At 76.5% G+C, this 14,695-nt stretch carries 14 protein-coding genes; 8 read left to right on the top strand and 6 right to left on the bottom strand.

The window, feature by feature from the left end; translation table 11 throughout:
• Window positions 1-44 precede the first annotated feature (44 nt).
• Window positions 45-1,796 carry a sodium:proton exchanger gene (locus tag ACIP60_RS19175; RefSeq protein ID WP_400685852.1) on the bottom strand — a complete coding sequence of 584 codons (1,752 nt, stop codon included), beginning with the start codon at window positions 1,794-1,796 and terminating at the stop codon, window positions 45-47.
• Window positions 1,797-1,967: 171 nt separating this feature from the next.
• On the opposite strand from ACIP60_RS19175, the gene ACIP60_RS19170 reads away from it, so the two are divergent.
• Window positions 1,968-4,580: a hypothetical protein gene (locus tag ACIP60_RS19170; protein ID WP_400685849.1), complete on the top strand. Its 2,613-nt coding sequence runs from the start codon at window positions 1,968-1,970 to the stop codon at window positions 4,578-4,580.
• 106 nt (window positions 4,581-4,686) lie between these two features.
• Here ACIP60_RS19170 and ACIP60_RS19165 read toward each other — a convergent pair whose 3' ends face one another.
• Window positions 4,687-5,316, bottom strand: coding sequence for a TetR/AcrR family transcriptional regulator (locus ACIP60_RS19165; protein WP_400685846.1), 630 nt, complete (start codon window positions 5,314-5,316; stop codon window positions 4,687-4,689).
• Window positions 5,317-5,411: 95 nt separating this feature from the next.
• Between ACIP60_RS19165 and ACIP60_RS19160 the strand changes: the two genes are divergently transcribed.
• Window positions 5,412-6,344: an aldo/keto reductase gene (locus tag ACIP60_RS19160; protein ID WP_400685843.1), complete on the top strand. Its 933-nt coding sequence runs from the start codon at window positions 5,412-5,414 to the stop codon at window positions 6,342-6,344.
• A gap of 80 nt (window positions 6,345-6,424) precedes the next feature.
• On the opposite strand, the gene ACIP60_RS19155 is transcribed toward ACIP60_RS19160, so the two are convergent.
• The 3 genes from ACIP60_RS19155 to ACIP60_RS19145 all read right to left on the bottom strand — a co-directional run bounded on the left by ACIP60_RS19155 (window position 6,425) and on the right by ACIP60_RS19145 (window position 8,546).
• Window positions 6,425-7,357 carry a hypothetical protein gene (locus ACIP60_RS19155; protein ID WP_400685840.1) on the bottom strand — a complete coding sequence of 311 codons (933 nt, stop codon included), beginning with the start codon at window positions 7,355-7,357 and terminating at the stop codon, window positions 6,425-6,427.
• A 215-nt stretch (window positions 7,358-7,572) separates the two neighbouring features.
• On the bottom strand, window positions 7,573-7,899 hold the full coding sequence (locus ACIP60_RS19150; RefSeq protein ID WP_400685837.1) for a deoxyxylulose-5-phosphate synthase: 327 nt from the start codon (window positions 7,897-7,899) through the stop codon (window positions 7,573-7,575).
• Between the two features lie 107 nt (window positions 7,900-8,006).
• Complete coding sequence (locus ACIP60_RS19145) at window positions 8,007-8,546, bottom strand: MarR family winged helix-turn-helix transcriptional regulator (protein WP_400685834.1); 540 nt, start codon at window positions 8,544-8,546, stop codon at window positions 8,007-8,009.
• Window positions 8,547-8,588: 42 nt separating this feature from the next.
• Between ACIP60_RS19145 and ACIP60_RS19140 the strand changes: the two genes are divergently transcribed.
• From ACIP60_RS19140 to ACIP60_RS19130, 3 genes are all read left to right on the top strand, one after another.
• Window positions 8,589-9,494: an alpha/beta hydrolase gene (locus ACIP60_RS19140; RefSeq protein WP_400685831.1), complete on the top strand. Its 906-nt coding sequence runs from the start codon at window positions 8,589-8,591 to the stop codon at window positions 9,492-9,494.
• 150 nt (window positions 9,495-9,644) lie between these two features.
• Window positions 9,645-10,985 carry an NAD(P)/FAD-dependent oxidoreductase gene (locus tag ACIP60_RS19135; protein ID WP_400685828.1) on the top strand — a complete coding sequence of 447 codons (1,341 nt, stop codon included), beginning with the start codon at window positions 9,645-9,647 and terminating at the stop codon, window positions 10,983-10,985.
• Between the two features lie 146 nt (window positions 10,986-11,131).
• Window positions 11,132-11,791 carry a zinc ribbon domain-containing protein gene (locus ACIP60_RS19130; RefSeq protein ID WP_400685825.1) on the top strand — a complete coding sequence of 220 codons (660 nt, stop codon included), beginning with the start codon at window positions 11,132-11,134 and terminating at the stop codon, window positions 11,789-11,791.
• A gap of 76 nt (window positions 11,792-11,867) precedes the next feature.
• Here ACIP60_RS19130 and ACIP60_RS19125 read toward each other — a convergent pair whose 3' ends face one another.
• Window positions 11,868-12,119, bottom strand: a complete 252-nt coding sequence (locus tag ACIP60_RS19125; RefSeq protein WP_400685822.1) for a hypothetical protein — start codon at window positions 12,117-12,119, stop codon at window positions 11,868-11,870.
• A gap of 189 nt (window positions 12,120-12,308) precedes the next feature.
• Between ACIP60_RS19125 and ACIP60_RS19120 the strand changes: the two genes are divergently transcribed.
• The 3 genes from ACIP60_RS19120 to ACIP60_RS19110 all read left to right on the top strand — a co-directional run bounded on the left by ACIP60_RS19120 (window position 12,309) and on the right by ACIP60_RS19110 (window position 14,692).
• Window positions 12,309-12,938 carry a helix-turn-helix domain-containing protein gene (locus ACIP60_RS19120; RefSeq protein WP_400685819.1) on the top strand — a complete coding sequence of 210 codons (630 nt, stop codon included), beginning with the start codon at window positions 12,309-12,311 and terminating at the stop codon, window positions 12,936-12,938.
• Window positions 12,939-12,970: 32 nt separating this feature from the next.
• On the top strand, window positions 12,971-13,522 hold the full coding sequence (locus ACIP60_RS19115) for a DUF3291 domain-containing protein (protein WP_400685816.1): 552 nt from the start codon (window positions 12,971-12,973) through the stop codon (window positions 13,520-13,522).
• A gap of 162 nt (window positions 13,523-13,684) precedes the next feature.
• Window positions 13,685-14,692 (top strand): NADP-dependent oxidoreductase, encoded by a 1,008-nt coding sequence (locus ACIP60_RS19110; RefSeq protein WP_400685813.1) that lies wholly within the window; start codon window positions 13,685-13,687, stop codon window positions 14,690-14,692.
• The last annotated feature ends 3 nt before the right edge of the window (window positions 14,693-14,695 follow it).

Below are 14,695 nucleotides of genomic sequence, written 5' to 3'. Positions count from 1 at the left end.
GGAGGGGCCGTCGGGAGGGGCCGTCGGGGGTGGGTGGCGGTCGGTCAGGGCGGGCCGAGGACGATCCGTTCGGTGACCCGGTCGCGGCGGGGCGGGGCGCCGTGCGGGGTGGCCGGGTGCAGGTGGCCGGCTCGATCGAGGGTGAACAGCAGGTCGTGGCCGGGCGGCAGTTCGCCGTCGGCGGGGCGGCGCAGGATGCGGGCTCCGGCGGCGTGCCGGCGGGCCAGTTCGGGGCCGGTCAGGGCGGCCGGGAGGACCGTCGCGGCGGGCGGGCCGCCGACCGCGCCGGGGCCGGGCGCGGTGGCGGGCAGCCGGAACACCGGCAGTTCGGACACCTCGTGCAGGACGGCCGCCGCCAGCGCGTTGAACTCGTCCTCGGCGGTCAGCAGGTACACCGCGGTGACGCCCTCCCGCTCGGCGCCCTCGCCGCTCGCGGCGGCCAGCAGTTCGCCGTCGGCGAGTTCGAGCCCGGCGGCCGAGATCCGGGCCCGCTGCTCGTCCCGCCCGGCCCACAGCAGCACGTCCAGCCCGGCCGAGCGGAGCACGGCGGCCAGCTCGACCGTCCACGGCTCGCCGCCCACCAGCAGCGGGCGGGAGCGGGCCGGGCGGGTCACCCGCAGCAGCCGGGCCACCGGGACGGCGCTCAGGCCGTACAGCGTGACGGTGAACACGATCACCAGGAAGGTGGCCGGGAGGATCTTCTCCGCGCCGCCGACGCCCGCCGCGGCCAGGCCGGTGGAGAAGGTCGCGGCGGTGGAGGCGGCGACGATGCCGCGCGGCGCCATCCAGCCCAGGAACGCCCGTTCGCCCTCCGCCAGGTCCGTCCCGGCCGTGGACAGCGCCGCGACCACCGGCCGCACCACGACCGCCAGCACCGCGACCAGCCCGAGCACGGGCAGCAGCACCGGGCGCACCGACGACCAGGTGACGGTCGAGGAGATCGACACGAACAGCACGCCGACGATCAGCGGGACCAGCGTCTCCAGGAAGATCCGCCGGGCGGGCGGGTCGAAGGCCGGGACGGTGGCGACCACCACGCCCAGCACGATCGCGGCGATCAGCCCGGTGTCGTCGCGCAGCGCGTCGCAGACCGCGGCCACGCCGACCACCACCGCCAACTGGGCGCTGGTGCCCAGTACTTCGTTCAGCCGCGCCCGCACCAGCAGCAGCCACAGCAGGGCCGCGCCGAGCAGCCCGCCGAGCAGGCCCAGGCCGACGCTGGCGGCGAACTCCAGCAGCCCGGCGCCCAGCCTCCGGTGCTCCTCGCTCACCAGCGCGTGGAAGACCAGCGCGCCGAGGATGCCGCCGACCGCGTCGATCAGCGAGCCCTCCCACAGCAGCACGCGCCGCACCCGCTCGGTGGGGCGGACGAAGTCCAGCAGCGGCCCGACCACCGTCGGCCCGGAGACCACCAGGATCGCGCCGAGCATCGCCGCCGCCTTCCCCGAGACGCCCAGCAGCGGGGCGGCCGCGAACGCGGCGGCCGGGGCGGTCAGCAGGGTGCCGACCCACACCAGCCGCACCACCGTGTGCCGGGCGTGGCCGGTCAGTTCGCGCAGGTCCAGGCCGAGCCCGGCGTCGTACAGGATGACCGCGACGGCGAGCGAGACCAGCGGCGAGAAGGCCGGACCGAGCAGCCGGTCGGGGTGCACGTCGTCGGTGAGCGCGCCCGCCGCGAAGCCCACCGGCAGCAGCACGATGATCGCCGGGACGCGCAGCCGGGCGGCCAGCAGCTGGGAGGCGACGGCCAGCACCAAGGTCAGCCCGGACCCGATCAGGATCTGCTCAGAGGTCATCCGCCCATCCCAAGCCGCCGACCACCGCCCCACCCCGCCACGCGCCCGGCGGGTCACCCGTCCGGCCCAGCCCGGCCCGCACCGCCGTTCCCGCGCCAGCCGCTCCCGCGCGGTCCGGTTCGGGCGGTTCGGTCCGGGCGGATGTCGGAGGCTCCCGGGAAGATCACGGCCATGGAACTCCGCACCGTCCTCGCCGGACTCGACGCCCACCCCTGGGCCGCCGTCAACCACGCCTACGGCCCGGCCGAGGACCTGCCCGGGCTGCTGCGGGCCCTCGCCGAGGACGGCGCGGACGCCGAGGAGGCGCTGGACGAGCTGTACGGCTCGATCGTGCACCAGGGCACCGTGTACGCGGCCAGCGCCGACGCCGCCCCGTACCTCGCCCGGATCGCCGCCTCCGGCCGACGGAGCCTCGACGCGCTCCGGCTGCTCGGCTGCCTCGCCGAGAGCGAGGACGAGTACGAGGTCGCGCCGGGCGCCGTCCGGGCCGCCGTCGCCGCCCAACTGCCGCTGCTCCTGCCACTGTTGGCCGATCAGGACGCCGCGGTCCGGCAGGCGGCCGGCTGGACGGTCGGCCACACCCGGGACGCTGGCCCCGCGCTGCCCGCCGTCCGGGCCCGGCTGGCCGTCGAGACCGAGCCCGTCGTCCGGGCCGAACTCCTCACCGCGTACGGCCGGTTGGACCGGGCGGGCGCCGCCGCCGAGGCCCGCGCGCTGCTCGGCCCGGGCACGCCCGCGCCGCTGCGCCTGGCCGCCGTGTTCGCCGCACTGGACGCCGGGGAACCGTGGCGCGCCGCGCACCACGACGCCGTCCTCGGCCTGCTGCCCGCAGCCGGGACGGCCGGGTCCGGCCACACGTACGAGCACCGGGAGCCGCTGCGCGCGATCGTCGGGGCGCTGCTGGAACGGGACACCGAGGCCGACCGCGAGAGCGCCCTCGCCCTGCTCGACGCCGCCCTGCACGACGAGCGCCCCGAGGCGCGGGCCGAGGCCCTCTGGGCGGCCGACCTCGCCTGCGCCCGGTCCCGCAGCGCCCCGCGACGGCTGATCCCCGCGCTCGTCCCGCTCGCCGCCGACGCGACGGCCGCCCGCCTGCTGGGCAAGCTCGGCCCGGCCGCCGCCGAGGCCGCTCCGGTCCTCGCCGCACTCGCCGAACCCGCCGTGCGGGCGGACGACGAGTCGGACGATGAGGCGGCCGACCGGGCGCTCGCCGCGCTCGTCCTGGTGGCCCCGCAGGCCGCCGCCCCGCTGCTGGCCCGGGCGCTCGGCCGTCGCCCGCGCGCCCTACAGTGCGCCGCCGGGTCCCACGCCCCGGCCGACGCCCCCTTCCCGTTCGACCCCGAGCTGTTCGCCGCGGTCCGCGCCCGCCTGGCCGCCAGGACGCCGGAGCGTCCCGAACCCTGCGGCTGCCCGCCGACCGGGGACCAGGGCGACACCGCCGGGCTGGTCCACCTGCTGCGACAGTGGGGCCCGCAGGCCGTCGAGGCGCTGCCCGAACTGTGCGCCGTCCTACCGCAGTTCCCGTACGCCGCCACCGCGATCACCGCCGTCACCGGGGGCGTTGTGGGTACCGCTGTGGCTGCGGATGCTGCCGCCGGGAATGTTGTGGACGTTGCCGTCACTGCGGACGTTGCCGTCGGCGCGGATGCCGCCGTCGCTGTGGGCGTCGTGGGCACCGCTGCGGCTGTGGCTGCGGGCGCTGCCGCCGGGGGTGTCGTGAACATTGCCGTCGGCGCGGACGTTACCGCCACCGCGATCACCGCCGTCACCGGGGGCGTTGTGGGTACCGCTGTGGCTGCGGACGCTGCCGCCGGGGATGTTGTGGACGTTGCCGTCACTGCGGACGTTGCCGTCGGCGCGGATGCCGCCGTCGCTGTGGGCGTCGTGGACATCGCTGCGGCTGTGGCTGCGGGCGCTGCCGCCGGGGGTGTCGTGGACGTTGCCGTCCGCACGGATGCCCCTGTCACTGCCTTCGGCGCGGGCACCACCGTCGCTATCGCCGCCGGGCCGCAGTGGCGCGAGCAGGCCGCGACCGCCCTGCGGGCCGGGGCCGGGAAGCTGCTCGTGGCGCAGGCGCTGTACGTGCTGACCGGTGAGACCGGGCCGCTGTTCACCGCCGTCGAGGCGGCGCTCGCCGGCGGGGCGCGCGGCGTCGCGGAGGGTGCCCGCGCCGCGGCCGCCCTCGGACCGGCGGCCGGACCCCTCGTCCCGGCGCTGCGGGCGGCGCTCGGCCGCGCCGTCGACCGCGACACCGCACGCGACACCACGCCGGAGGTCGACGCCGACCTCGCGCTCGCGCTCGCCCTGTGGCGGATCACCGGGGAGGCGGCCGAGGCCGTCGCGGTGCTGGACGCGGTGTTCGACCGCTGCGAAGGCCGGCGGTGGTTCCACTGGACGGCCGCCCGGGCCGCCCGCGAGATCGCCGTGCTCGGCCCGGCCGGGCGCCCGCTGACCGCCCGGCTGCACGCCCTCCTCGACCACCCGGCCCAGGCACCCTCGGCCGTCCTCGGGCTGCTCGCCGTCGCCGACCCGGCCGACCTCGACCGCGCCCGGCTCGCCGAGGCGGCGCTGCACTCGGCCGAGACCCGCGCCGACCTCGACACCGCCTGCGACGCGCTGCGGGCCCTGGGCCCCGCCGTCCTGACGCCGCGGCAGCGCGACCGGCTGGCCGCCCTCGCCACCGGCGACCGCCGCCTGCCCGTCTTCGGGGCCGAGGACGCGGTGATCCGCGAGGACGAACAGCTGCGCACCGTGCTGGCGTCCCTCCTCGACCGTCTCGGCTGAGGCCGGGGTCGGCTGAGGACCGGCCCGGCTGAGGACCGGCCCGGCTGAGGACCGGCCCGGCTGAGGACCGGCCCGGCCCGTGCGGGGAAGCGACCCGGCGGGCCGGTCAGGCGGTGGGCCGGAGGGCGTCCGCCACGAGGTCGAGGAGCGGCCCGGTCAGCTCGGGGTCGTTACCGGCCGTCGTGGAGAGGAAGACGCCCAGGAGCATCATCGTGACCGTCTCGGCCGGCACGTCGTCCCGCAGTGAACCGGCCTCCGCCCCGGCGTCGAGGATCGCCGCGATCGCCGCGGTGATCCGCTCCCGGGTGGCCGGGGTCGCGATCGCGCCGGAGGCCCAACCGGCCCGCAGGGTCTCGGAGATGCCGCGCTTGGCCGCGAAGAACGCGGCGTAGCGGTCCATCCAGGCGCGCAGCGCCGCGTCGGGCGGGAGCTGGGCGAGCAGCGCGGGCGCGCTGGTGACCACGGCGTCGAGCTCGGTCGCGTAGATGGCCTCGACGAGCGCTTCGCGGGTGGGGAAGTGGCGGTAGAGCGTGCCGATGCCGACACCCGCCTCGCGGGCGATGGCGTCGAGGGTGGCCTGGCCGCCGGTCGCGGCGAAGGCGTCCCGGGCGACGGCGAGCAGCCGCTCGCGGTTGCGCTGCGCGTCGGCCCGGGGCGGACGCCCGGCCGCGGGGGCATCGGACCCGGACGGTCCGGCCGCGGGGGAGTCGGAGGCGCGGGGGTCGGGGGCGGTCAAAACGGAGTCCCTCCGGTTAGTGCTGATCGGTGCTACGGTGGCCGGTAACGGAGTCCCTCCGTTTACCTCCATCGTCTCACGGGAGTGACCTCGCCATGACCTCCACGGTCCGATCCCCGCAGTTCACCGCCACCGGCGCGGAACGGGCCGGCGGGCCCGGCACGCTCGCGGGCCGCACCGTCTCCCGGGTCGGCTTCGGCGCCATGCAGCTGCGCCGCCTGGACCACGCCGCCTCGGTCGCCCTGCTGCGCACCGCCGCCGAGCTGGGCATCGACCACGTCGACACCGCCCAGTTCTACGGCGCGGGCTCCGCCAACGAGGCGATCGGCGCCGCGTTCACCGCCGAGGACGACGTCCTGGTCGCCAGCAAGGTCGGCGCCGAACCCGCCGCCGGCCCGCTCCCGCTGCGGCTGGCCCAGCGCCCCGAACAGCTCCGCGCCGCCGTCGAGGGCAACCTCCGCAGCCTCGGCTGGGAGCGGATCCCGCTGGTCAACCTGCGCCGCGCGGGCCACGGCCCGGGGCTGCGCGCCGAGGGCGACCAGGTGGTCGACCTGGACGACCAGCTCGCCGTCCTGACCGAGCTGCGCGACGCGGGCAAGATCGGCGCCCTCGGCCTCAGCAGCGTCGGCGCCGACGAACTGCGCCGGGCCCTCCCGGCGGGCATCGCCTGCGTGCAGAACGCCTACAGCCTGGTGTCGCGCGACGACGAGGACGTCCTGCGGCTCTGCCTCGCCGAGGACGTCGCCTGGGTCCCGTACTTCCCGCTCGGCGGCGCGTACCCCGGCATCCCGAAGGTCGCCGACGAGCCCGCCGTCCTCGCCGCGGCCCGGGCGCTCGGCGCCTCCCCCGCCCAGGTCGGCCTGGCCTGGCTGCTCCACCACGCCCCCCACACCCTCCTCATCCCCGGCACCGCCGACCCCGACCACCTCCGGGCCAACGCCGAGGCCGGCGCCATCGTCCTCGACGCCCCGACCCTGGCCGCCCTGGACGCCGTCCCCTCGCGCTCCGGCGACATCGAACACTCCTGACCCGGCCCCGCACCCCGAGGAGCGGTCACGGGCGCCGGAGCGGTTCGGCGCGGCCCCGCCACCGCCGGGCGCTCACGGGCTCACGAGGGGTGCGTGGCGCCGCGGTACCCGCGCAGTTCGGGGCGGCGGATCCCGGGCAGGCGGACCAGGGTCTCCCGGAAGGCGCCGCCGTGGGGCTCCAGCGGATACCGGGGGCGCGCCGGCAGCGGGTAGTCGTCGCGCAGCACACCCGCCGGGAGCGTCCCGGTGGCGGGCACCGGCGACGTCTCCCCGGCGCCGGTGAGGTACGCCCAGACTCCGCCGTCCAGCGGCACGACCGTCGCCCGCCGGTCGGACGGTCGCCACGGCTCGCCCGTGCCGGGGTGGCGGGGGACGAGGAGGACGTCGGGTCGGGGCCGGGGCACGGGGACGCCCGGGCCGGCCAGTTCCACCGAACGGGGGTCGGGCCCGGAGGGGAGGCGGCGGGCCACGGCGTGGCCGAGCAACTCGGCCACGGGGCCCGCCGGGAGGGTCACCGGGCGGTTCCCGGTGGCCACCACGAGGTGGGCCGGCGCGACGCCGAACGCGGCCTCCCAGCGGCGGCTCCACGACCCGTCGGGTTCGACGGGCGGGACGCGGTGCCCGGCGTGCTCCAGGTCCGCCCGGTCGGGGAGCGGAGCGGTCGGGAGCCCCGAGGGACGGCGGACGACCGCGTCGGGCTCCAGCCACACCGTCTGCCACGAGCCGCAGTCGTCGATCCGGGTCGCCACGGCGCGCCCGCAGCCCGTGCAGGCCGGATTGGGCCCGTCCCGGCCGTCCACGCCCCGGCAGTAACCCGCGCACTTCTCCCGGATCAGGGTCGTCGACCGGGAGTCACCGGGAGCGATGACGATCTTGCCCCGGGCGCCGAAGGAGACGGAGTGCACCGGCGCGTACACCCCCTGCCGGGCCGCCGCCTCCTCCCCGACCTCCGCCCACAGCCGCCACGGCGGTCCGGTGGGCAACCGCTCGACGGCGTACGTGGCCGGCTCCATCGGCGGAGGGTGGAGCTCCTCCCAGGCGCCGTAGTGGGTGTGGACGGGGAGGGCGACCCCGCGACACCGGTGCCGTCAGCCCGGTACCGCACCCGGCACACGCGAACACGTCCAAACAAGCTCCTCCACCCTGGTCCACCGGGATCGTGCTCCGTCCGGGGCGGGGGAGCCGGCGGATTTCGGGGCGGCGGGGTGCGCCGGGCCGCGGCCCCCGATCAGATCACTTGCCGGACGAGCGCCTCGGCCACGGGCTCGCCGGTGCGCCGCGCGCACGCCATCCGCTCCCGCACCTCGCGCAGCGTGCGGGGGCGGTATCCGGGGCCGCCGCAGCAGTTCTTGTGGAAACCCACACCCGCGTTCAGCAGCACCGTGAGGGTCCGCCAGGCCGCGGTGTCCCGCCGCCGGGGCGCGGCGAAGGCCGACCCCGCGTGGACCAGCGGCTCCGAGCAGCGCGGGCAGGTCCGCGGCCGCTCCCGGTCGTAGGGCTGCTTGTACGAGGCCCGGCAGGGCAGGCAGACGTACGAGGTCTTCGCGTGGGCCATGCCCACCAGGATGGGCATCGCCCGTGGCGAGTTCGACCGGATTTCCAGGGGGTGCGGACGGGCGGGGGCGGTCCGTCCGGAGCGGCCCGCTCCGGGGTGACGGGGGGTCAGCCCGCCGGGGTGCCGGTGCGGTGGTGTTCGAGGGTGGTGCGCAGGGTGGCGAGGGTGCGGGCGAGGGTGGTGAGGGCGGGGGCGTCCAGGGTGGGGGTGAGGAGTTCGGTCAGGGCCTCGGTGTAGGTCCGTTCGGCCCGGGCGGTCAGTCGTTCGCCCTCGGGGGTGAGGGTCAGCAGGGAGGAGCGGCGGTCGTCGGGGTTCGGGTGCCGGACGGCCCAGCCCTGCTTCTCCAGGCGGTCGACGCCCTTGCTGGTCGCGCCGACGCCGATGGCGAACTCGGCGGCCAGGTCGGCCACCCGGCAGCCGGGGTGTTCGCGCAGGTAGTGCAGGAACTCGTACTGCGAGGTGACGATGCCGTGCCGTTCGCGCAGCCGGTCGCCGAGGGCGTTGTAGAGGCGGGTCTCGCAGCGGATCAGGTCGGCGAAGAGCGCGGGGAGGTCCGGGAGTTCGGGGAGTTCGGGACGGCGGGCGGGGTCGGGGGAGTCCGCGGGGAAATCCGTCGCGGTGCGGTCGTCGGGCAATGTATATTCCATGGCATATAGTGTGGCGGAAGCTACTTCTGACAGGAGTGTGCCATGAGCAGGGAACAGCGCGCCGAGATCGACCGGAGGCTGCGGAAGCCGGCCCCCGAGGGGGAGCCGACGGTCGAGCAGATCCGGGCCGGGTTCCGGGAGCTGATGGCCGAGATGATCGTCCCGCACGAGCGCATCCGCACCGCCCCGGCCGAACTCGGCGGCCGTCCCGCCCTGCGGGTCGACCCGGTCGGGGAGGCGCGGGACGGGACGATCCTGTACTTCCACGGCGGGAGCTGGGTGTTCGGCTCGCCCGAGACCGCCCTGTCGCTGACCGGTCACCTGGTCGCCGGCAGCGGCCTGCCCGCGTACTCGCTGGACTACCGGCTCGCCCCCGAACACCCCTTCCCGGCCGCCGTCGAGGACACCCTGGCCGCCTACCGCGCCCTGCTGGAGCGCGGCGCGGACCCGGCCCGCACCGTCCTCGCGGGCGACTCCGCGGGCGGCGGCCTCGCCGTCACCACCGCCCTCGCCGCCCGGGACGCCGGACTCCCGCTGCCCGCCGGCATCCTGGCCTTCTCCCCGGGCGCCGACGCCACCCGCACCGGCGCCAGCATGGAGACCAAGGACGGCATCGACCCGATCTTCACCCGCTCCTCCTTCGACCGCACCGGCGCCATGTACCTGGCCGGAGCCGACCCGCGCCACCCCCTGCTCAGCCCGGCCGTGCACGCCGACCTCACCGGCCTGCCCCCGATGCTGATCCAGGTCGGCGCCAACGAGGTGCTGCTGGACGACTCCACCCGGCTGGCCGCCCGGGCGCGCGACGCGGGCGTGGACGTCGTCCTCGACGTCACCGCGGACGTGCCGCACGTCTTCCAGTGCTACGCCGGCGTCCTCGACGAGGCCGACGAGGCGCTGGAACGGGCCGCCCTGTTCCTGCGCCAGCGCACCGCCGCCGACCGGTGACGAGTCCTCCCGCGCACCCCGGACAAGGCGGGCACCTCCGGGCGGAAGCGGTGAAACCGCCCCGCCCGGAGGGGAGTTGCCCGTCACGAAAAGGCAGCCGAACCCCGGACTCCCGGTGACCGAGCGCGCCGCGTCCCTTACTGTACGGACATGAGTTCTAGGGGGACCGCGGCCGGTGACCGCGGCACGGCAGTGGTGATCGGCGGCGGACTGGCCGGATGCCTGGCGGCCTGGGCGCTGCACGGCGTCGCGGAACGGGTCGTGGTGGTCGAACGCGACCGCTACCCGGACGGGGTGGACTTCCGCCCGGGCGTCCCGCAGGCCAAGCACGGCCACCTGCTGCTGGAGGCCGGCCAGCGCACCATCGACGAACTGCTGCCCGGCGCCCTCGCCGAACTCCTCGCCGCCGGGGCCACCCGGGTCCCGCTCTCCGGCGGCCTGCGCTGGCTCACCTCGGCCGGCTGGCTCGCCCCCTACGACAGCGACCTGGCCGTCCTCACCTGCAGCCGCCCGCTGATCGACCAGGTCGTGCTGGAGCGGGTCCGCGCCGCGCCCAACGTCGAGTTCCGCACCGGCACCGAGGTGATCGGCCTGCTCGGCGACCGGCACGCCGTCACCGGCGTGCAGGTCAACCGCCGCGGCCGGCACGGCGAGGAGACCGAGGCGATACCCGCCGAGCTGGTCGTCGACGCCGCCGGGCGCGCCACCCGCGCCGCCAAGTGGCTCTCGGTGCTCGGCGCGCCCGCCGTCCCGCGCGACCGGGTCGACGCCGGCGTCTCCTACGCCACCCGCTTCTACCACCGCCCCGCCGACGCCCCCGCCGACTCCGCCGTCTACCTGCAGAGCCACGCCCCCGACCAGGGCCGCTTCGGCGTCCTGCTGCCCGTCGAGGGCGAGCGCTGGATCGTCGGCATGGGCGGCATGCGCGGCTTCGAACCCTCCCTCCAGCCCGAGGAGTTCGAGAAGCAGCTCGGCCTGCTCCGCGACCCCGTCATCGCCGAGACGGTGATCGGCGCCAAGCCCACCGGCCCGGCCCGCGGCTTCGTCCCCGGACCGAGCGTCTGGCGGCACTACGAACGCTCCGCCACCCACGGCTTCCTCGCCCTCGGCGACGCCTCCTGCACCTTCAACCCGGTCTACGGCCAGGGCATGACCGTCGCCGCGCTCGCCGCCCGCGCCCTGCGCGACGCCGTCCACCACCGCGGCGACCTCGGCCACGCCGCCGTCCGGGAGACCCGGGACGCCATCGCCGGCGTCACCAGGAACCCCTGGCAGATGGCGGCCGGCGAGGACGTCCGCTTCGCCGGCACCACCGGTGGCCCCTCCGGCCTCCAGGTCCGCGTCCAACAGCGGATGCTGGACCGGGTGCTGGCCCGCGCCGTCACCGACGCCCGGGTCGCCGGCGCGTTCCACCGGGTCGCCGCGATGGTGGAACCGCCCACCCTGCTGTTCCGTCCCTCCGTGCTGGGACCGGTCCTGTTCGGCGGCTGACCACACCGACCGACCGCACCGGCCGCCGGACCGCACCGGCGGCCGGGCCACCGGCCCCGCACCGGCCCCCGCCCCCGGGTGTGGGAGCCTGTGTGACGAATCCAGACGGCACCTGTGGAGCACCTGTAAAGGGTTGGGCGGCGGACATGAGCGAGATCCAGTTCAGCAACAACTACCGAGACCTCAGCGAGCAGCACGGCACCGGCGCGGGCTTCCAGTTCGAGTTCTCCTGCGCGCGCTGCTACGACACCTGGCGCTCCGAGTTCGAACCCTTCCGCACCGGCCAGGCGGCCGGCTGGATCAACAAGGGCGTCAGCGCCGCCTGGAGCCTGCTCGGCGGCAGCGCCTCCAACGGGCTCACCAACGCCGCCGACGGCCTGGCCGGCGCCAGCTGGGGCAGCGGCCGCGACGCCGCCTTCCAGCGCGCCATCGGCAACGCCCAGCAGCACTTCAACCGCTGCGCCCGCTGCACCCACTACGTCTGCGGCCGCTGCTGGAACGCCACCCAGGGCCTCTGCCTCGGCTGCGCCCCCGACACCGCCGCCGAGGCCGCCGCCGCCCGCCAGCGCGGCCTCAACGACGCCGTCACGCAGAACGCGTACACCCACGGCCAGTCCCGGGCCCCGCAGTTCGACGTCACCACCGACCGCCAACTGGTCTGCCCGCAGTGCCGCGCCGAGACCCACGGCACCCCGTTCTGCCCCGGCTGCGGCTTCCGCCTCGCCCAGCCCCCGCAGTGCACCTCCTGCCACGCCGAGGTGCCCGCCGGCTCCGCGTTCTGCCCCGGCTGCGGCACCCGCCGCTGACGCTGACGCTGATCGGGCGCGGGCACCCGCACCGCGCGCGGACGCCGGGCCGGGCCTTTCCGGGCCCGGCCCGGCGTCAGGTGCCGTGGGTGGGGAGCAGCAGGATGCGTTCGGGGTCGTAGCGGTGCCAGGCGGGGGGTGCGGTGGCGCCGATCAGGCGGAGGCGGCACCACGGGGTGCCCTCGGGGGAGTGCCACCAGGCGTTGATGCGGCCGAGGGCCCAGGTGTCGGAGTCGTCGAGCAGGACTTCGACGGGCTGGTAGGCGGGCCGGACGTCCGGTTCCGGCGGGGACCAGGCGGGGTCGGTCTGCAGCTGCGGAGGGAGCACTGCGGGCCTCCTTCGAGTCCGGTCGGCGGGGGTGGACGGGTGCGGGGTGCCCGAACGACCCGGCTGGTGGCGGTCGGGAACACTCTACAGAGGTGTAGAAACGAATCGTCGGCAATCCGGGCAGTGTGGCGCAACGCTGCCGCCCCGGTGGCGCGTTCGCGTCGGGCGGGCCGGTCATAGACTCGACGGATGACTGCTGAGGACTCCTCGATCGAGGCGCTGGGCGCCCTCGCCGACCCGGTGCGGCGCGCCCTCTACCGGCACGTGGCCGACGCGGCGGAGGAGGTCGGGCGGGACGCCGCCGCGGCGGCGGCCGGCGTCTCCCGGTCGCTGGCGGCGTTCCACCTGGACAAGCTGGTGGACGCGGGCCTGCTCGCGGTCTCCTACCGGCGGCCGCCGGGACGCGGCGGCCCCGGCGCGGGGCGGCCCGCCAAGGTGTACCGCCGGGCGGAGGCGGAGTTCGCGGTGGCACTGCCGCCCCGGGAGTACGGCGCGGCCGGCCGGCTGCTCGCCGAGGTGGTCGAACGGGCGGGCCTGGACCGCGAGTTGCAGGCGGCGGCCCGCTCGGCGGGGTCGGCCGAGCAGCCCCCGGACGTGCTGGCGGCGCTGCGCGAGCGCGGCTACGCGCCGTTCCTGGACGGGGAGGTGGTGCGGCTGCGCAACTGCCCGTTCCACGCGCTGGCGGACGAGTTCCCGGCGCTGGTGTGCGGGATGAACCTGGCGCTGCTGGAGGGCCTGGCGGGGGAGGGGTGGACGCCCGCGATGGACCCGTGCGCGGGCGGCTGCTGCGTGTCGCTCTCTAAAAACAATAACCATTGACGTTAGAAGCCGGTCCGGGCCATGCTTGCCGCATGACTGCCCCTCAGGCCGCTGCCGCCGTCCCCGCCGCGCCCGCCGTCGCCGCGCCCGCTGCTCCCGCCCCCGCCGCCGTCGCGCCCGCCCCCTCCGGCCACCAACTGGCCCAGGTCAACGTCGGCCGTACCGTGGCCCCGCTGGACAGCCCCGAACTCGCCGGTTTCATGGCCCAGTTGGCGGAGATCAACGAACTCGCCGAACGCAGCCCCGGCTTCGTCTGGCGGCTGGTCGACGCGGCCGGCGCGGACGCGACGGGCCTGCGCCCCGACCCGGACGACGGCCTGCTGCAGATCAACTGCTCGGTCTGGGAGTCGGTCGAGGCGCTGCGCGCGTACGTCTACCGCAGCGACCACCTGCGGGTGCTGGCCCGCCGCCGCGAGTGGTTCCGGCGGCCGACGGGGGCGCACCAGGCGATGTGGTGGGTCCCGGCCGGGCACCGTCCGAGTGTGGCCGAGGCGATGGCGCGGATCGCCCTGATCCGCGACCACGGACCCGGCCCGGAGGCGTTCACCTTCCGCGAACCGCACCCGGCGCCGGACGCCCGCTGAGCCGCCCGCCCCCGACCACCCGGACGGCTGCGGACGGCCGGGCGGCGTGCCCCTGGTGTTTTGACTAAGCGCTTGCTTAGACTCGGCCGGGTGGGGTCGCCGGCCCATCCCCCGAGCGCCGGCGGCCCCGCGTCCCGTCCCGCCCCCTCGCAGGAGAGCGCCATGCCGGCCACCAACCGCCAGATCCGACTCGCCCGCCGCCCCGTCGGCCCGGTCCGCCCGGAGGACTGGACGCTGACCGAGGAGCCGGTCACCGGACCGTCCGAAGGCTGGTTCCTCGGCCGCACCCGCTACCTCTCCCTCGACCCGGCGATGCGCGGCTGGCTGGACGACCGCCCCTCCTACCTGCCGCCCGTCGCGCTCGGCGAGGTGATGCGGGCCGGCTCGATCGTCGAGGTGGTCGAGTCCGCCCACCCCGGCTTCCGGGTCGGCGAGTTCGTCACCGGCACCTTCGGCGTCCAGGAGTACGCGCTGTCCGACGGCCGCGGCGCCCACCGGGTCGACCCGGCGATCGCCCCGCTGCCCACCTACCTCGGCGCGCTCGGCATGCCCGGCATGACCGCCTACTTCGGCCTCCTGGAGGTCGGCGCGCTGCGCGAGGGCGAGACGGTCGTGGTCTCCGGCGCGGCCGGCGCGGTCGGCAGCCTGGTCGGCCAGATCGCCAAGGTGAAGGGCTGCCGGGTGGTCGGCATCGCCGGTGGCGCCGCCAAGTGCGCCTGGCTGACCGGGGAGTTGGGCTTCGACGCGGCCGTCGACTACCAGACCGAGGACGTCCGCAAGGCCCTGCGCACCCACGCCCCCGACGGCATCGACGTCTACTTCGACAACGTCGGCGGCCCCGTCCTGGACGCCGCGCTCACCCGGCTGGCCATGCACGCCCGGGTGGTGATCTGCGGCGCGATCAGCCAGTACAACAACGAGCAGGCCGTCCAGGGCCCCTCCAACTACCTGTCCCTGCTGGTGCGCCGGGCCCGGATGGAGGGCTTCGTCGTCTTCGACCACGCCGCCCGCTACCGGGAGGCCGCCCGGGAGATCGCCGGCTGGATCGCCGACGGCCGCCTCACCACCCGCGAACACCTGGTCCAGGGCGGCGTCGACGCCTTCCCGGAGACCTTCCAGATGCTGTTCCGCGGCGCCAACACCGGCAAGCTGATCCTCGAACTCACCTGACCC

The sequence above is a fragment of the Kitasatospora sp. NPDC088783 genome (genome assembly GCF_044750705.1).
In the GTDB taxonomy this organism is placed as follows: Bacteria; Actinomycetota; Actinomycetes; order Streptomycetales; family Streptomycetaceae; genus Kitasatospora; species Kitasatospora fiedleri.
This window is presented reverse-complemented; position numbering and strand designations above follow the sequence as displayed.